This is a genomic window from Streptomyces sp. NPDC012466 (genome assembly GCF_042955215.1).
Taxonomy (GTDB): domain Bacteria; phylum Actinomycetota; class Actinomycetes; order Streptomycetales; family Streptomycetaceae; genus Streptomyces.
Genome location: NZ_JBIBEQ010000001.1, coordinates 945,524 through 962,322, shown reverse-complemented (window position 1 = coordinate 962,322; position 16,799 = coordinate 945,524). Strand labels below are relative to the sequence as shown.

Annotated in this window: 20 protein-coding genes; 7 read left to right on the top strand and 13 right to left on the bottom strand. The window is 70.6% G+C overall.

Going from position 1 to position 16,799, the window contains the following annotated elements:
- Positions 1-22 precede the first annotated feature (22 nt).
- The 3 genes from ACFY9E_RS04355 to ACFY9E_RS04345 all read left to right on the top strand — a co-directional run bounded on the left by ACFY9E_RS04355 (position 23) and on the right by ACFY9E_RS04345 (position 1,606).
- A complete protein-coding gene (locus ACFY9E_RS04355; protein ID WP_390979189.1) occupies positions 23-376 on the top strand; it encodes a DUF317 domain-containing protein in 354 nt (117 codons plus the stop codon).
- Between the two features lie 102 nt (positions 377-478).
- Positions 479-769 (top strand): hypothetical protein, encoded by a 291-nt coding sequence (locus tag ACFY9E_RS04350; RefSeq protein ID WP_388325676.1) that lies wholly within the window; start codon positions 479-481, stop codon positions 767-769.
- A gap of 15 nt (positions 770-784) precedes the next feature.
- Positions 785-1,606, top strand: coding sequence for a DUF317 domain-containing protein (locus ACFY9E_RS04345; RefSeq protein WP_388325679.1), 822 nt, complete (start codon positions 785-787; stop codon positions 1,604-1,606).
- A gap of 212 nt (positions 1,607-1,818) precedes the next feature.
- On the opposite strand, the gene ACFY9E_RS04340 is transcribed toward ACFY9E_RS04345, so the two are convergent.
- The 13 genes from ACFY9E_RS04340 to ACFY9E_RS04280 form a co-directional block, all read right to left on the bottom strand.
- Entirely contained in the window at positions 1,819-1,983 is a 165-nt protein-coding gene (locus ACFY9E_RS04340) for a hypothetical protein (protein WP_390979187.1), read from the bottom strand.
- 44 nt (positions 1,984-2,027) lie between these two features.
- Positions 2,028-2,966: a hypothetical protein gene (locus ACFY9E_RS04335; protein ID WP_388325684.1), complete on the bottom strand. Its 939-nt coding sequence runs from the start codon at positions 2,964-2,966 to the stop codon at positions 2,028-2,030.
- 459 nt (positions 2,967-3,425) lie between these two features.
- On the bottom strand, positions 3,426-4,118 hold the full coding sequence (locus tag ACFY9E_RS04330) for a hypothetical protein (protein ID WP_388325687.1): 693 nt from the start codon (positions 4,116-4,118) through the stop codon (positions 3,426-3,428).
- A gap of 79 nt (positions 4,119-4,197) precedes the next feature.
- Positions 4,198-4,641, bottom strand: coding sequence for a hypothetical protein (locus ACFY9E_RS04325; RefSeq protein ID WP_388325690.1), 444 nt, complete (start codon positions 4,639-4,641; stop codon positions 4,198-4,200).
- 442 nt (positions 4,642-5,083) lie between these two features.
- Complete coding sequence (locus ACFY9E_RS04320; protein WP_390979186.1) at positions 5,084-6,826, bottom strand: relaxase/mobilization nuclease domain-containing protein; 1,743 nt, start codon at positions 6,824-6,826, stop codon at positions 5,084-5,086.
- Complete coding sequence (locus ACFY9E_RS04315) at positions 6,823-7,449, bottom strand: plasmid mobilization protein (RefSeq protein ID WP_359310575.1); 627 nt, start codon at positions 7,447-7,449, stop codon at positions 6,823-6,825. The genes ACFY9E_RS04320 and ACFY9E_RS04315 overlap by 4 nt, the downstream gene beginning before the upstream one ends.
- Positions 7,446-7,682, bottom strand: coding sequence for a hypothetical protein (locus ACFY9E_RS04310; protein WP_390979185.1), 237 nt, complete (start codon positions 7,680-7,682; stop codon positions 7,446-7,448). The genes ACFY9E_RS04315 and ACFY9E_RS04310 overlap by 4 nt, the downstream gene beginning before the upstream one ends.
- An 86-nt stretch (positions 7,683-7,768) precedes the next feature.
- Positions 7,769-7,960 (bottom strand): hypothetical protein, encoded by a 192-nt coding sequence (locus tag ACFY9E_RS04305; RefSeq protein WP_030422103.1) that lies wholly within the window; start codon positions 7,958-7,960, stop codon positions 7,769-7,771.
- On the bottom strand, positions 7,957-9,597 hold the full coding sequence (locus ACFY9E_RS04300) for a hypothetical protein (RefSeq protein WP_390979182.1): 1,641 nt from the start codon (positions 9,595-9,597) through the stop codon (positions 7,957-7,959). The genes ACFY9E_RS04305 and ACFY9E_RS04300 overlap by 4 nt, the downstream gene beginning before the upstream one ends.
- On the bottom strand, positions 9,594-10,235 hold the full coding sequence (locus tag ACFY9E_RS04295) for a WhiB family transcriptional regulator (RefSeq protein ID WP_390979180.1): 642 nt from the start codon (positions 10,233-10,235) through the stop codon (positions 9,594-9,596). The genes ACFY9E_RS04300 and ACFY9E_RS04295 overlap by 4 nt, the downstream gene beginning before the upstream one ends.
- Positions 10,236-10,395: 160 nt before the next feature.
- A complete protein-coding gene (locus ACFY9E_RS04290) occupies positions 10,396-11,112 on the bottom strand; it encodes a hypothetical protein (RefSeq protein ID WP_390979178.1) in 717 nt (238 codons plus the stop codon).
- Positions 11,113-11,114: 2 nt separating this feature from the next.
- Entirely contained in the window at positions 11,115-12,011 is an 897-nt protein-coding gene (locus tag ACFY9E_RS04285) for a helix-turn-helix domain-containing protein (protein WP_356918474.1), read from the bottom strand.
- Positions 12,008-12,154 carry a hypothetical protein gene (locus tag ACFY9E_RS04280; protein WP_210964443.1) on the bottom strand — a complete coding sequence of 49 codons (147 nt, stop codon included), beginning with the start codon at positions 12,152-12,154 and terminating at the stop codon, positions 12,008-12,010. The genes ACFY9E_RS04285 and ACFY9E_RS04280 overlap by 4 nt, the downstream gene beginning before the upstream one ends.
- A 747-nt stretch (positions 12,155-12,901) precedes the next feature.
- Here ACFY9E_RS04280 and ACFY9E_RS04275 point away from each other — a divergent pair.
- From ACFY9E_RS04275 to ACFY9E_RS04260, 4 genes are all read left to right on the top strand, one after another.
- Positions 12,902-13,333: an XRE family transcriptional regulator gene (locus tag ACFY9E_RS04275; RefSeq protein ID WP_390979175.1), complete on the top strand. Its 432-nt coding sequence runs from the start codon at positions 12,902-12,904 to the stop codon at positions 13,331-13,333.
- Between the two features lie 70 nt (positions 13,334-13,403).
- Positions 13,404-13,880: a hypothetical protein gene (locus tag ACFY9E_RS04270; RefSeq protein ID WP_266405286.1), complete on the top strand. Its 477-nt coding sequence runs from the start codon at positions 13,404-13,406 to the stop codon at positions 13,878-13,880.
- A complete protein-coding gene (locus ACFY9E_RS04265) occupies positions 13,877-15,085 on the top strand; it encodes an MAB_1171c family putative transporter (protein WP_390979173.1) in 1,209 nt (402 codons plus the stop codon). The genes ACFY9E_RS04270 and ACFY9E_RS04265 overlap by 4 nt, the downstream gene beginning before the upstream one ends.
- Positions 15,082-16,530, top strand: coding sequence for an amidase family protein (locus tag ACFY9E_RS04260; protein ID WP_390979171.1), 1,449 nt, complete (start codon positions 15,082-15,084; stop codon positions 16,528-16,530). Before ACFY9E_RS04265 ends, ACFY9E_RS04260 begins: the two co-directional genes overlap by 4 nt.
- Positions 16,531-16,799 lie beyond the last annotated feature (269 nt).

Sequence of the window (16,799 nt, the reverse complement as noted above, 5' to 3'; positions counted from 1 at the left end):
CAGGTCAGAGAGGTGATTGCCCGTGACCGTAGCCTCTGCGGGCCCCCGTTTCTCCACCACCGTCGAAGACCTGCGACTGCGGGAGTGGCACCTCGGCCCCGGCCAGCCGACCCTGGTCATGGACCAGTTCTCCGCCGAGGACTTCCACCTGATCGTCGATGACCGCGCGGACGTGCACGTCAGCTCGAAGGACGGCCGGTTCTACCTCGGCTGGTTCCCGCTCGGACGCCCCGGCACGGACGGCGAGGGATGGAAGATCGCCGTCACCGGCACCGCCCAGGTCCGCGGCTACCACCTGTCGTTCGATACCGAAACGCCGGCGGACATCGTCGCCGCCGCCGTAGCGCGCGTGCTGGAGACCTCACGCCGCCTCTGACAGCGCGGACACCGACAGGTGATGCCCGCCCTGTGAGCGAGCTGGCCGTCCGTACGGCGGCCCGCTCCACCACCCGTTTCCCCGCACCGCAGGAGGCTGTTCGTGACGTCCCCGGAAATGACCGTCGGCGATCTCATCGACTTGCTGTCCGGCTGCGACCCGAATGCTCCGGTCCGCCAGGCCATGAACCCGTTCTTCCCGATGGCCCACCGCTTGGCGCAGGTCCTGCAGTCGGTCGACGAGACTGGCCGGACCGTCGTCTACCTCGCCGAAGGGCGTGACGAGGACGCACAGCTCGGGCACCTGCCACCGGAGGTCGCCGTTGAGCTGACGTGGCAGGGCCCCGTCCAGGCACCCCCGCGCCGCCCCCGTCGTCGCGCCGGCGGCAACTAGACCCGCAACGAGCCCTTGGAGGCGCCCCTGTACCCCGACTTCCCGCCCGACTCGTCCACCCCGCCCGGCGGCCAGCCCGCGTTCTGGGTCGGCCCCCGGCATCTGGCCGGTGACGATGGGCGCCTCTACGACGTCGTCGCCGACACGCTGGCTGGCCTGGGCTGGACGAGCCTGACGATCGTCCGCGGACGGCACGAGCCGGACGAGGCACCGGAGGACCGCCAGGTTCTGCGCAGCACCGTCGTGCACATCAGCCCAGACGCCCTGCGATGGGCCCAGTGGGGCCTGGCGGACGAGCCGTTCCACCTGGGGGAGCTGCCGATCGCCTGGCAGATCTCCGCCCGCGCCGAGGCGAGCAGCCCGCTCGCCCAGTGGTCGGCCTACTTCACCCGCGAGGTCCCCGGCGAGGCGGTGGCCGACTTCCTCGTCGCGCTCGACGCAAGCGACCAGCCCACCGTGCCCCTCGCCGGAGCCGAGCTGGTCCTCGACGCCGTCGCCGCCCACGGATGGTTCCGCGACATCGACCAGCCCCAGGCGGCAGCGACGGACCCGACGTTCACCTCGCACATCAGCCTCGGCGAGGTCCCGCCCCTCATCCAGGACGCCGACCCGCACGCCCTGGCGGCCGAGGCCGACGAGACGGGACCGGCCGGATGGCAGGCGTGGGCCGAGCCCGCGCTCGGCGCACCCTGCCTGTGGGCGGCCTCCTTTGCCGCCAGCGTCCCGCACGACCTCGTCGCCGCCTTCGCCGCCTCCCTCAGCTCGACCGCACCGGTCCTGCGCCGGGTGCTGCCCGAGGCCACCCAGGAGCTCCTCCTGCGCGCGCCGGCCATCTAACGTCCCGCTCGTATTTCTCCACGGTCCCAGTCCGGCCCCCTACCAGTTGGGGGTGCCGGACTTTCTTGCTTCTCGGGCGAAGTGGCCGTTCGCTCTCCAATGCCCAGGATGGTTTGCCGCCCTGTGACGATGCAGGATGCGGCAATGTACCCAAGCCCCGGCGCCCTTGCCGGGCGCGCCAGCCTCGACCAGGTCGTCGGGGAGGCCGGTCGTCAGCCGTCGCGGCGGCGCACGACCCAGAGCCCGGCGTCGTACGCCATCGCGCCGAGCGCTAGAACCACGAGCGGGGACGCTGCGGGAACGGCGCTGTGAACCAGGGCCGTGCCGAGCATCGTGGTGCAGGCCGGGAGGTCCGGAAGGGTGATCCGAAGCACCACCTCCCGATGCCCGGCCGAGCGCGACGGAGCAGGAGTGGGGGCGCTCACCGGCCGTCCCCCATACCGTCCCCGGTCTCCCGGGAGCGGTCGGTGAGCTGGTTGGCAAGCCGCTTTACCTTCCGGCGGACCTGCTCGCCGACGACCTCCGGCTGTGGGACGCCGGCGACCCGAGCGGCTTCGGGCCAGCTGTTGACCCCGGGGCGGCTGCGTGCGATGGTCACCGCCTGATCTTCCTCGGAGAGAGCGTCCAGGATCTCGATCAGGCGCGGGTCGTCGAAGCCTTCGAAGCTGGTGTCGGCCGCGGGCTGCCCGGAGAGCACGTCGTACAGAGTCATCCCGTCGCCGAGCGGAGCGTCGAGCAGTCGCACGCGCTCCCGGTTGGCCTGGCGGAGCCAGATCGGCTTGAGCTGCCCGTTGATGACCCTGGCCTCGGCCAGGAACTGGTCCACCGCGCCGGGGGAGAGCTGGCCTTCGTTGTAGAGCGAATCCGCCCAGTTGCCGAGCAAAGCGGTGGAGACCGGCTCACTCCATCCGCTCCACCGTCCCAGCCCTTCCGAGACGAAGGCGCGGAGCGCGGCCCGATCCCCGGTGCGCGCGGCCTCGCGGGCGTTCATGGCCCGGACCAGATCGGGCACCGGGACGCCCACCGCCCGGAACCCGGACTCGATCGTCTGGTTGTCCGGGTGGTTGGGCTTGAGCACCGCCATGCCGGTGGTGGTGGTGATCATCGTGCGAGGAGTGCCGCGGTCGAACGGCTCAGGCAGTTCGAACGTACCGTCCAGGTCGAGGGCGACGGTCCCGTTCTCGCGAAGGGTCACGAGCTCGCCTTCGGCCCCGGTCCAGTCGACCGGGAACAAGGCCATGACCGCCCCTGCGCCGTCCGGATCCCAGTTGAACTGGTTGATCCGCTCCGCGATGTGGGTGTCGATGGAGTCGTCGTCCTCGACCATGTAGTAGCTGGGCGTCAGGTCCTCGGCGGCCATGGGCGCCTCCTTACGTCGGTGGGGAATCCTTCTCCTCTCAGAGGTGGCGCGCGCCCGATCCGACAAGGAGCCCCGAAAGCCACCCTGTGGCCTGCATCACATAGCCGTGGTCAGGGTCCGGCGTGCATCCCGGCCTCCGGTACTGGCGGGCTCTCGTTTTCAACTGTCGCGGGTTCCCCGGAGAGCCCAGCCCGCTGGTGACCAGCACCCCCAGCTCGTCTCGCAGCCGGATCGCCAGACTCCCCTTCGGGAACGCCGCCCGAGCCACTCGGCTGCGTCTCCGCGGGGATCTCCCCATCCCTGGCAGGACACATCGACATTTACACCCACCCCGTACGACAACATCGGTCTCCAAGACCACAACCGGGCCTTGGAGACCGACGTCACGCAGGCCCCGACCTTGCCAACAGCATCCCCATGGCGGGTCGGAGGCAGCAGCGCGGGGCACAGGCGGGCAGGTCAGCTCGTTGCCGTGGCCTTGTCGAGGGCCTTGTCGAGGTGGCGGTCGACGAGGGCCGGGGAGCCGGAGACGACCAGCAGCAGGTTGCCGTCGCGGATCGCGGTCTGCTTGACCACGGTGCTCCGTCCCCCGGCGATGAACGTCAGGAGCTGGCTCCACTGGTCGTCACCGCCGACGTGGGGTGCGGGCAGCTTCTGCGAGGTCACGTCGACCGGGGTGCCGCCCGCGACGACCTGATAGGTCGGGCAGCCGGTCATGGCGTCGAAGATCCGGTCGATGCCGTCGGAGAGCTTCTTCACGCTGTCGCTGTACAGCTCCTCGGAGATCTCCGAGGAGCTGCCGCCGTAGATGAAGTCCGCCTTCGCCTTGTGCGGGAAGGCGAGCGTGCCGCCAGTCGCCGCGTCGCCGCCCAGCTCGCTCAGGGCCGGGCAGCCGATGACGGTGACGTCGTCGTGCTGGGCCGGACGTTCCGGCTTGGGAAGGTAGCCGCTGCCGAGGTCGCGCGGGTCGAGCAGGCGGGACTCGAGTGCGGCCGAGGAGAGCGCGGTCGGCTTCTGGACGGCGTCGGCCGGCTCTCCCGTACGGGAGGAGGGGGTCTGGTGCTTGGCCCCGGTGGTGTCGGTGGCGCAGGCGGGCAGGGCGAGGAGGGCGGCGGTGATGCCGAGTGCGGTGGTGGCGACGCGAACGCGCATGACGGAACTGACCCCTTGGTGCTAGGCGACGGGTGGTCAGTGCGGGCCTGCGGGCCCGGTGGGGTCGTAGGAGTGGTGGTCAGTGCCCGAGGTGGCGCAGGCAGTCCTCGAACGTGGCGTGCGTCGCGTCCGCCGGTCCGGAGTGCCGGTTATACCAGGCGGTGTCGATGCGGGTCTCCTGCTGCTGGTGGCCTGCCCGGCAGCGCAGCCAGATCTCGCCACGGGTGGAGAGGATGAGCCAGTCCCGGTATGCGCCGCACTCGGTGCAGGCGGCCATCTCGCCTTCGAGAACGAGGGGCTGCTTCCACGGCATCATCTTGCCGTCGACCTGGTCGTGGCTCGGCACGCGCAGTTCCGGCGGGAGGAAGTCGTCCACGACGGCGGCCGGCTCGGCGGGCTCCGGCTCAGGTGCTGGCACTCCGAAGCCGGGCGGGACCTGGCCCTGCAGCCGTGCATGTAGCTCGGCGAACTGCCTCTGAGCTTCGCTCGGTTCCTTGGCCCGGCGGCGTATCCGGTGAAACACCCTGGTGTCCTCCTCTACCTCGTCACCTCGTCTTGCGCGCTTCATGATCGTGCCCCACGCCTCCGGCGGTTTCAATTCGCAAAGTCCACAGTCACCTCCGGCCAGGTCAGCAGGGGGACTCGGGCTTCTCGGCTGCCCATATGACGAGTTGGCCACGATGCGTGTCTTGGTACGGAGCGGCGGCGGTGCAACGGTGTGCCCGATCAGGCGTCGTCGTTTCCCCCGAGCGCTCAACTTCGCGACGCCTACTGGCTCGATTCGCCTCACCTGCACCATGCCCGTCCGTCCTGCGGGTGCACGGATGCCGACGGCATCCGCATCGGATCTGGTCGCCACCGAGGTTCGATGTGGCGTACGACCATGCTGTGGATTGCGGGCGGAGCGGTGGCGCTGTTCCTTCTCTCGGTGATGCGCTGAGGCCGCGTGCCGGCATCCAGCGGCCTTACCGGGCCTTACGTGATGTGTCCTCGCCGCTGCGCTGCCTGCCGGGCGCGGAGCGCCCGGTGGTCGTCCCGCGCGTTGAGGACCGGCGCCCTGCGGTGCTGGTCTCGGGCAGGTGGGAGGCGTCGGCGGGCAGGTCGGCGGTCCGCCGTATCCGCCACACGAGCACGTCGCTGACGGAGTCCGCGGTGCCGAGTTCGCGGCGGCCGGCGACGTCGGACAGAAGGACGGGCGTGTCGTGGCCGGCGGCTTCGGCTTCCGCGATGGTCGCCGCCAGGGCGTACCAGCCGGGCTCGGCGAGGATCTGCTCGGCCAGCTCCGGCAGCGCCTCGCGCAGCAGCACGGTCTGCCGCTGGAGCATCGGTCGGCTCAGGCGTCGGCCGCGCTGGTAGAGCACGCCTAGGGGCTGGGCGGCGGCGGCCTGGTAGGCGGTGCGCAGGTGCGCGGCGGCCCGGGTGGCGGCCTCGGCCTGCTGGGCGTGTCCCTTCCTGGCGTGCCAGTGCGCGGCGGCGGTGATGAGGAAGAACAGCATGTCGATGGCCATGGCCGTGGTGGCTCCGTCCTCGCCGCGGCCGAGGGCCGGGCCACCTTGGACGAGGTCGCGGGCGGCCTGCCGCAGGGCTCGATCGTGCCCGCGCACGGCACGGACGTGAGAACGCGAGGCCCGTTCGAAAGCCGTTGCGGCGTCGCGCAGTTCGCGGCGGGTGTGGGCAGCGGAGGTCTTCGCGAGGGCATCCAGGACCTCGCCGGCCGCTGCGATGTGGGCGGCGGCGACCGCGTCCTCGCCGTGCTCGACGATGAGCACGGCCTGCCACACGGCCGAGGCCGTCCCGCGGCGTGCGGCGGCCGGACTGCCCGGCCCCGTACGGATCGCACCCTCCCGCCGGGCAGCCGGAACGTCCTGCGCGTCACCGGCCCAGCGCTCGCGGATGCGGGGCAGCGACAAGTCGGGGGCCAGGCGCGCGCCGGGGTAGAACACCGGCTCGCCGTCCTTGTTCAGGTCATCGGGCAGGGCAACCTTGTATCCGAGGAGGTCGCCAGAGGGAGCGGCGCGCTTGCGGATCAGGAGGCCGGCGGCGGCGAGCCGGTCGAAGAACTCCTCGTCGCTCCTCGCGCCGGCCACCGCCCGTCGTACGGTTTCGCGCAGTTCCTCGCGGGCGGTGCGCTCGCGACCCTGCCGCTCGGCTTTGTGGCGTTCGGCGCTGGTGGGCCGTTGGGCTGCGGTGCCGTCGCCGGGTGCGACCTGGTGGAGGCCGAGTTCCTTCTCGATGAGCCGGGCTTCTGCCTGGGCGCGGGCGCCGGAGCGGAAGTCGTCGGGACGGTGGCCGTCCTCGGTGACGAGGGTGGCGACGATGTGGATGTGGTCATCGGCGTGGCGTACGGCTGCCCAGCGGCAGCCGCCCTGTCCGTCGCCGGGGTCGATGCCGGTGGCGGCGACGATGCGGCGGGCGATTTCGGCCCACTCCTCGTCGGACAGGATCCGGTCGCTGGGGTCGGCGCGTACGGAGGTGTGCCACACGTGCTTGGCCGGGCGGGCGTGCTTGGCGAGGGCCATCACTGGTTGGTCCAGGAGCTGCTGGAGGTCTGTGAGGGTGGCGCTCGGGTCGCGGCCGGGGTCGGGGGACATGCCGTCGAAGGAGGCGACGAGATGGGGGTCGGTGTGATCCTCGTACTTGCCGGTCTCGTAGAGGTAGTAGAGGAGACCTCTGGTATCCGACCCGGACGGGTTGACGCTGGGGATCATGAGCCGTGGTGCTCGATCAGCCGTGTGGCGGCTTCGTGGGCGGTGTCGGCGGCACGCCGTACGGCGGCGACGGTCGCTTCGAGCTGAGGAACGTCTGCACCGGAGTTGAGTGCCTTGACTGCCTGGTTGAGGTTGCTGCCGGCCCAGCCGAGCCGACGTCGGCTGTCAAACAGGGCTGTGATGACTTCGCGCTCGTCGGCGATCTCGGCGCTGGTGCGGTTGAGGTCGCGTGCGGCGGCGAGCGAGGAACGGGCGAGGAACCCGGCGACGGACAGATTGCACTGGGCGGCGGCGGACTTGATCAGGGCGAACTCTTCATCGTTGAAACGTGTGTTGGGCTGGTGGAGGCGTTTCTTCTCGGGCGACTGGCGCGGACGCTGGCGGGCGCGAGGAGCGCGCTGTCGGCGTACACGCGGCTCAGTCTGCTTCTCCTCCTGCCCTGGCTTCGATCCGCCCCCGGTCGAAGCCTCAAGGACCTGCGCCCCCCGGTGCAGGTCATCTCCCGCCCCCGAGGGGGCGGGTTCGGCGGAAGCTACGCTTCCGCCCCAACTTGCTCGCCCCGAGACCGAGTTGGAGTCGGGATCAGGTTCCGGGGCGGTGCCGTTCTTGCGTGCGTTCGTCATCGGGATTCGGGCCTCGTAGAGCGGGTGCGCTGCTGGATGGTTGCGGCCAGCGCGAGGACATCGGCTGGGCTGGCAAGGACGCGGACCGGCCCGTCGGGGCGGTCCTGGACGAGCCACTGCCCGGTCGGTGTGAGGACGACGGCGTGTAGGAGTTGCTGGCGGACCAGGACGTCCGCCCAGGCATCGGCCTCGGCGACGGTGGGCTCGGAAGAACGAGGGGGACGCGGAGTCACGGCGTACCTCCTAAAGCGGGGCGGTGGCCCGGCACGGAGCCGGGCCACGTTTGCGGGTACGGGCTTTGAACTGGGGCTTTGCCGGTTCAGCCGCACTCGGGGCAGCGCCCGACGTGGCTGTTGAGCGCGCGAGCCATCCGCTGTTTCGCCGAGGCAGCTTGCTTCGCGCTGGACTTCGCCGCCGGCCTGCCCGCGTGCCGCTCGGAGTGAGCGAGCATGAACCCGATCTCTCGCTCGTACTCCGCGCGGACGGTGTTGAACTGGTGGCAGGTCTTCATCGGGCGGTGCTCCTCGTCGTCGTGATGTCCTCGTTCCGCAGCTCCTGGAGGACGAGGCCGAGTCGGTCGTTACCGACACCCGTCAGGCCCTGACGTCGGATGATTTCGCGCAGCTGCACCCGGGTGATCGCTCCGTTGCCGTCCCGTTCGAGCAGGGCGGGAACATGGGGGCGCACTTCGTGGACAAGCTGGCGCTCGGACTCGCCCAGCTCGCGTGCCGGGCGCTCCGTCTGCGGAGAGCGGGACCGGGCACGCTTGTCCTTGTTCTTCGTCTGGGACTTCCTGGCCGGCTTCCGGCGGAGTGGGACCTTGTGTCCTCGGTCCTGGGTGGTCTCGGTCCCGGACTGGGTGGCGGTCGGACCTCGGTCCTGGGTGGTCTCGGTCCCGGACTGGGTGGCGGTCGGTCCTCGGTCCTCGGTGCTCTCGGTCCCCGACTTCGCGAGGCTCGGTCCCCGATGAGAATCTGGGTCCTGAGCTGCTACTTCTCGCTTGTTGAGGTCGGTCCTCGTGGCCGCTGTGTCCCGCGCTGCGGCTTCTGGATCGGCGGGTTCGGTCCCCGGGACCGCGCCGTCTTCCGGGGGCTTGGTTCCCGCGGTCGTTCCAGTTTCGTCGCCCTCGGTCCCTGCGCCGACCTTGGCTTCCGGGTCAGCCTCCTCGGGGACAGGTCCCCGAGGAGTCCTCGGTCCTCGGTCCGGGACCGGCTCGTCGGAACCGTCGGGACCGGGGACGGGGACCGGCACATTCGATGTCGGCTGTGCGGGGACCGTGGCCGCCGATGTGCTGCTGTGCGCAGGGGACCAGGGAGAAGGGAGCGGGACCGTGGCGAGCGCGAGCGCGTGTCGCCGGGCGGCGAGCTGGTCGAGCAGCTGTGCCCGCTGGAGGGGGTCGGTGCCGACCGAGGCCCTGCCGACCGCCTTCGACAGGCGTCGCGTCAGCCGCCGGCCTCGACGGTTCCGCTGCTGCTCGGGTGTGCGCTCGGCGAGGCGGGCGGCGAGGGTGACCGCACGGGCGGTGGCTCGGTCCCGGGTGATCTGCGCAGCGTCGCGGTCTCGCGCGGCGATGCCCAGGCGGGACAGCAGCCGCTCGCGTGCCTCCCGGCCCAGGACGGCGATCAGTCCGTTCGAGGCGGCGCCGGGTGTGCGCAGGCGCAGTTCGATGCCCATGGCCAGGTGCCACAGCATCGCCGCCATGACCGGTCCGACGAAGGCGCGGACCGTGCCGCCGATGGGGCCGCTCTCTGCGTAGGCGGGGATCACCTGCACAGTCGTGATCACCCAGACCAGCGTGCCCGGCAGGCCGGGGGCGCCCTGGACGGCGAGGTTCTGCCGTGCCATCAGCGCGGTGGCGAACAGTGCGAGTTCGGCGGCGGCGAACATGCCGGCGCGCTCGGCGGTGCCGGCCATGTCGAGGTAGTCGGCCGCGAACCGCCACGAGGTGTCGGCGCTGTAGGCGGTGCAGCCCAGGGCAGCGACGGCGGCGACCTTGACCGCCGGGCCGCCGAGACGTTTCTGCGCGCGGGTTCCCCGGCGCCGGATAGTCCAGGCGGTTAGCACGAGTGCGAGGGCGGCGGGCACGACGGCGGCGAGGAGGAGAGGGAGGTCCGAAGTGGCACCGAAGGCGAAGACGGGGTGGGTCATGCTGCCTTTCCGAGAGGGGCGTGCGCCGGGGTCGACGTTGCCGGGCGGCCTGCCGGCTGCTGAGTGCCGGGAGCTGCGGGCCGGGGGGTGCCCTTGGCCTTGGAGGTCTTCTTCCGCTTCTTCTTGGAGCGGGGCACGCCGTAATTGCGGTCGCGGTCGAGGACCTTGTTGGCCGCTTGCCGGAGCAGGTCGCGGGCGTGCTTGTGGCTGATCTGCAGGGCGGCGGCAAGCCGGTCGGGCCGCCAACCCCGGACGTAGGCGTGGTCGATGACAACCTGCCGCTCGGCCTCGGTCAGGTGCACGTCGCGTCCCTGGAAGAAGGCCGTCACGCGCCGGTAGTCCAGGCGCCGGTGCAGTCCGTCGTGCAGCGGGCGCCGCTCTGCTTCGGTGAGCCCGCCCCAGACGCCCTCCTTGAGGACGTTCTCCAGAGCGAAGTCCAGGCACTCGCGGCGTACGGGGCACCAACCGCACAGCTCCTTCGCCTCCGCGATCTCCTCGTGGTCCCGGGGCCCGGGGAAGAACACGGCGTCGGCGTCCTCGACGTCCATGCCGTGGCACGCTCCGCGGACGTGCCAGCTGGTGTCTCCGATGCCGCGCAGGCCGGTGGCCGGCGCGTCGTGGGTAGTGATGTGGCGCAAGGCGAGTCTCCGATGTGCTGCCGCGCCGGCCGGCTAGGGCGGTGCTCGGCGGGTGCGGCGTCGGGTGCCAGCTGCGGCGCAGGGCGTGCGACGCAGCCGGTGCGGGACGGTGATGTTGCGGCGGTGCAGCGGACGGAATGCACGCGCCGGAGGCGCCGGATCAGGCCAAGGCGGGCTGCTGGGCCTGCTCGGTGCGCTGTGCCTGCTCGGCGGCGGCGAGGTCGAGACGGCCGGGGTGCGGAGTGGCGCGCGGGGCGGTTCCGCGGGCTCCGGCATCGGGGCCGATCCTCCGGCGGCGGCACGGCTCGCCGGGCTGGGCCAGGCACCACTCGCACCGCACGCTCAGGGCATCGGGCAGCCCCTGCGCGACAGCGGCCTCACGGACTGCGCGGGCGGGCCGGTAGGGCGCGAGGGCTGCTCGGGCGGCGGGCGGTATGCAGGAGCCGATCTCCCGCAACCGCGCCTCCAGCTTCGGGTCGACTCCGTCGCGACCGCTGGTGATCGCCCGGGCCTGCGCGGGCTGCGCGGTACCGGCGGCGACGGCGCGGCGGGTGTCGACCAGCTCGGCGGTCCAGGCGGCCTGGTCGTCCGGGTCGACGGACGGTGTCGGGTCGGAGTGCCTCGCCAGGCGGTCGCGCCGGTAGCTCTCCCAGGGACGGGCCAGGTCCGCGGGCAGGATCTGGTACGGCGAGGTGCGGATGTGCTGGCGGGCGGCGACGCGGACGTCCCAGCCGTGCGGGGTGGCCATCGGCACGTCGCCGAGCAGCTCGTGCCACTGGGCGAGCTGGTCGCGGGCCTCGCCTTGGTCGGTGCGGATGGTGCGGGGGTCGAGTCGGCCGATGTAGGCCAGCAGGGCTGCGATTTCGCGGCGGTCCACGGTCAGCCCTCCGTTCCGGTCGGCTCGTCGAGGGCGGCAAGCAGGGCGGCGGTGTGCGCCTCAGTCCGCGTCATGCCCCCCGGTACGGCGGTGTTCTTGCCGGGCACGGCGTAGAGGTTCGGTCGGCTGGGAGCGTGCTCCCGGGCGACCCAGGAGCGCCAGTCGGCAGCCCAGGCTTCCGCCGCCCTCGGAGCATGGCCCGCCCGGTGCGCACGCCACTTCGCGTCGGCGGCCCGCAGGCCCTGCTCGCCGAGGCGATCGAGGTGTCCCTGCTGGCGGGCCCAGGTGTGGGTGGCGGAGTCGACCTGCCACTCGGCAGCCGGGAGGACGGCAGCACCACTACTGCTGTACCTCCGGTTCAAATCAGGTTCACTACGGTTCTGTGTGCCGGTAGCCGGTACATCGCTGTGCCGGTGGCCGGTACGTCGCTGTGCCGGTTTCCGCCTCGACCTGCCGGTTTCCGGTACTGCCGGATTCCGGACCCTCGCGAGGGATTCCGGCACCTCACGCGGGCGGATTCCGTACCGCCGCAGAGCCGAGAGCCGAAGCTTCGCGGGGCCCGCGGGCTCGTCTGCTGCTGTGTCGCTGTCTTCCTGCTCCTGCTGCTCGCGCTGGGCCTGGGCGACCACTTCGGCGGCGAGAGGCATGCGGTAGACCGTGCTGCGCTGCGGGCCTACGAGGTCATGGAGCTGTTCCAGCTCGCCGGACAGGAGCAGGCGCTCGACGGCTTCGCGCACCGTGGAGACCGAGGCGCGTGTGCGCTTGGCCAGGCTGGACAGCGAGGCCCAGGAGATGCACTGCTCGTCGGCCACCCGGTCGGCGATCGACAGCAGGACCAGGCGCGCGGCCCCTCGGCTGGAGCTGTGCTCCCACACCCACTCGCGGGCTTCGCTGCTCATCGGCCGCTCCAGACGAGCGGGCGGGTCCGGCTGCTCGCCGGGGCCAGGGTCGTGCGGTCCGGCTCGGGGCGCTGAGGCGCCGAGGCGGTGGTGGCTGCCGCGCAGGCCAGGCGGAAGGGCCTTTTGCGCAGGGCAGGAGGCATGCGATACTCCCCTTTGCAGTGTTGCCACGCTGACGCGCCCCTCGGAAGGACTCAGCGTGGTGATGGTGGGCAATCTCCGCCCTTGCCGGGGCGGGTATGCCGCTTAGCGTTCGGCGTCCGTGAGTTACCGCTCTCGGGCGCCGTCGCTGTTTGCGGACCTTCGCGGTCCGGTCCGTGCTCGCGGTCTCCTCACGTTCGTCGCCGCAGGCGGGCTGCCCGGGGACGACGAACATACGCATGGACCGGTGTCAAGATCCAGACTTGGTTCTTAAACTCTGTACTGGTTGCAGAGAGTCGCCGAACGGTCGTGTGCCGCAGCCGTCCGCACAGGGCCTGGCGGGGCCCGTCCTCGCGTCGAAGCGCACCGTTGCCGCGGTTGCCCCGTACGCCGAGAGTGTGCCATTGTGTCCGAATTGGAGCGGGAGTCTGGTATTCCCCGCAGCGGAAATGCGATGTGGGTGAAGGTGTTTCCACGGTCGCCTCCGCGCTTTCCGATCGAAGATCAAATACGGCCTGCCAGACGTGACTTATGACGCTGGGCGAATGTGGCTTGCGCCACGTCGCCCGGCGTACTCCTGTCGGCAGAAACGGACAGGTCGACCTGAAACAGGCGGTACGCGCCACACGGAAACGTGCTGGTGGGGAAGAACTTTCCATACGTGTGATCGGCGCGTCAAACTGGTGTTTATGGCGGGGTAGGGTGGCTGAAGTTGCGAGGAAGCCCGCCCTGGAAAGGATCATGAAAGAGTGGCCGAAGGTCAGGTGAGCCCCAAGGGGCTCAGGGATCGCCTAAACCGCCTGTTCGACACTGTGCACCCGCCCGATCGCGGCCCTTACAGCAACGCTGAAGTGGCCGAACTGATGGAGAAGCGAGGGCTGGGCAAGCTGTCGGGCCAGTACCTGTGGCTCTTGCGGACCGGGCAACGCGATAACCCGACGAAGCGTCATCTCGAGGCGCTCGCAGGGTTCTTCGGCGTGGATCCCGCCTATTGGTTCGACGATTCTGTCGCCGAAAAGACCGTGCAGGAACTTGAGTTGCTCGCGCTGCTTCGCGACGCGAAGATCAAGAACGTTCTTCTTCGCCTATCCGACGTCTCCGCAGACGGAAAGGATGCCGTCCTGGGGATCGTTGAGAGCGTACGAAAATCCGAGGGGTTGCCGCCCTCAACTGGCGCGTAAACGGCAGCAGTTCAGTAAATGATCAAGGAAAGCAATGTGGTCTGCACGTAGGCTGCGCCGGCCTGACCTCTTGGCCGAGCTGAAGCTCCCGCACGTCACCAATATCCGCGACCTCAGCGACGAGGTCTCTCGCCGCACGGGACGGACGGTGGTCCTAGAGCCCCGGGAGCAAGCGCCCTCGGTGTGCGGGGCATGTGCAGTTACAGAGAGTGCCGTCCACGTTTTCTACGACCCGTGGACCAGTGTCCTGCACCAGGACCACATCATCGCCCACGAGTTCAGCCACCTACTGCTCGGCCACCACGAGAACCGACCGGTCTCCGCCCTGGCTCCGGCCTTCATCACCAGCGTGGACCCGGCCACCGTGCAGATGATGTTGGGGCGCACCAAGTACGACGAGGACGAGGAGCGAGACACCGAACTCCTAGCATCGCTGCTCCAGCGCCGGATCATCGACCGGTGGTTGCGCAGCGACGAGCCCTCCGGGGACGAAGTGCAGGATCGGGTGACGCACACGCTGCTGCGCCGACGGGAGGCCCGGCCGTGAAGGACCTGCTCCACCCGATCAGCCTCGTCGTCGCGACGCTCGGCTTCCTCTGCCTCCTGCGGGACGTGCCCACTCGGCGCCGCGACCCCGCCTCCGCCGCGCTGGCCGCTGTCTTCCTGCTGTCAGGGCTCTCGTTCCTGTTCTCCATCACGCCGATGTGGAACTACCTCGACCGCGTGCTCGGCACCGTCAACATCTCCGTGCCCCTCGCGCAGGGCTGCGTGGTCGCGCTCCTGGCCTGCCAACAGGTGGTCCTCACCTACTGGGGATCCCCGCCCGAGGTAGCCCGCCAGCGCAGTCGCCGCTGGCTCTGGGCCGGCTTCGCGGTGATCGCCGGGCTGCTGGTGCTGTTCGCCCTGCTGACGCCCAACGCGCCGCACCCGATCGACTTCACGCTCTACTACGCGCACGACGACTGGTACGCCGCGTACCTCACCCTGTACGTCACGGCCTACACCATCGGCGAAGTCTTCCTCGCCCGCGCCTGCTGGCGCCTGGCCCGCCGCAGCACTCGCGGGTCCGTCCGCGTCGGCCTGCGCATCGTCGCCCTCGGCGCGACCGTCACCCTCGGATACAGCGCCGTCCGCATCGGCAACGTGATCGCCGGCGCCTTCGACACCTCCCTCGCGGAATGGGAGGGCTTTGCCTGGACCTGCGGCGATGTCGGCGCCATGCTCACGCTGATCGGCTGGCTCGTGCCCACCATCAGTGACCAGGCCCAGAGTGTCCGGTACCGGATCAAGCAGTACCGCAGCTACTACGGCCTGCGCCCCCTATGGCTGGCCTTCTACAGCGAGGCACCCGAGATCGAGCTGCCGATCGACAGGGTCGACCCGGCCCAGCGGCGCCGCTTCCGTCGCATCTCGATCCGGCTCTACCGCCGAGCCGTCGAGATCCGGGACGGCCGGTTCGTGATCCGCCAGTACCTTGACGCCGCCGTCCGCGAGGCCAGCGAAGCCCACCACCGGGCCCGAGGACTCCACGGCCAGGAGCTGTCCGCCGCTGTCACGGCCGACCAAATCCTCGCCGGAATCGCCGCCCGGGCCGAAGGCACCCGGCCGGGGCCCGACCAGCTCACCGAATTCGCCGACTCCGAACGCCAGACCAGCGGGCCCATGGACGACATCGACGCTCTCCTCGACGTCGCGCGCCACCTGCCCCGCCAGCCCGCACGAGCCCCCCACCTTGAGCGAGTCTTCGCATGACGAACGACCTCACCCACCAGCCCGCCCACGTCCAGCTCCAGGCACTGGACCGCGGCGAGATCTCAAGCCGCGAACTGCTGGACCTGCACCTCGCCCAGATAGACGCCAGCCAGATCAACGCCGTCGTCACCCGCGACGATGGCGCGGCCCGAGCCGCCGCGCACGCGGCCGACGAACGCCGCGCTCGCAACGAGAGCACTGGCATCCTTGACGGCCTTCCCCTCACGATCAAGGACAGCTTCGAGACGGCCGGCCTGCGCACCACCAGCGGCGCCGAAGACCTCGCCGACCACGTGCCCGCCCGCGACGCCGACGCGGTCGCCCGGCTCCGCCACCAAGGTGCCGTCATCATGGGCAAGACCAACACTCCGGCGTACTGCCAGGACCTGCACACCGACAACGCCCTGTTCGGCCCCACGCTCAACCCGCACGACCCCAAGCACACCACTGGCGGCTCCTCCGGAGGCCCCGCCGCAGCAGTCGCCGCACACCTGACCCCCGCCGACCTCGGCAGCGACCTCGCCGGCTCCCTGCGGCTCCCCGCCCACTACTGCGGCGTCTACGGCCTGCGCCCCACCCACGGACTCATCCCAGCCCGCGGCCACATCCCCCGACCGCCGGGATGGATCACCAGCAGCGACATGGTCACCCCCGGCCCCCTGGCCCGCCACCCCCGCGACCTCGACCTGCTCCTCGCCGCACTGACGACACCGTCACCCGACGAGAACAACCCTTGGAGCGTCACGCTGCCCACGGCGCAGCGCCCGATCGGCCAGCTCCGCATGGCGGTGTGGGCCGACGACGCGAGCTGCCCCGTCGACCGCAACATCGCCGATGCTGTCGCCGCCCTCGAAGGGACACTCGCCTCCGCCGGCGCCAGTGTCCACCGCACTGCGGGGTCGGTCGGCTTCGCCGAATCCCTCCGTCTCTTCGAGCAGCTCCTCCACGCCACCACGACGGCCGCCACCGACGATGCCGCCGGCGCGGCCGAACTCGCCGCCGCCCGTGACCTGCACACGGACGACGCGAGCCCACGGGCCGCCATCCTCCGCCACCGGACGCAGACACACCGCGCCTGGCTCCGCGCCAACGAGGAGCGCCTCCGGCTCCAGCAGACGTGGCACCGGTTCTTCGCCGACGGTCAGCACGACGTCCTCATTACGCCCGCCGCTCCCACCGCGGCGATCCCAGCCGGGAGCCGTTCTCTCACGGTCGACGGCGTCGAACGGAGCTTCTTCGACCAGACCGGCTGGGCCAACCTCACCAGCCACGTCGGTCTGCCCAGCCTGGTCATGCCTATTGCGCATGGCGCCGACGGCCTCCCGATCGGTGTACAGCTCGTAGGACCGGCCTATTCGGACCGGACCCTGCTCGTGATGGCCGAGCACCTGGCGCCCCTGCTCGGAGGGACGGCCGAGGGCGTCATCGCACCACGGAGCGGATGACCTCTACGTCACCGTTGTAAGTGACTGCGTCTTCATCGGCGGTAGGCGGTTCGAACCGAGCGAAGAAGTCGTCCAAGGCTTCGGGAGTGACGGTCAAGGCATTGTGGCTCTGTTCACGAAACGAACAGCACTATGACAGCGGTTTGGGAGGCGTTTGAGGTTAGCGACAGCCGTCGGATGTTCACGAGTTTCGACAGCACCGGGCATCGCCAAGGGCAGCGGAGCAGGCGGTCCCTCGCAGCCGGTTCTCGGAGGTCCGAACGAATTGG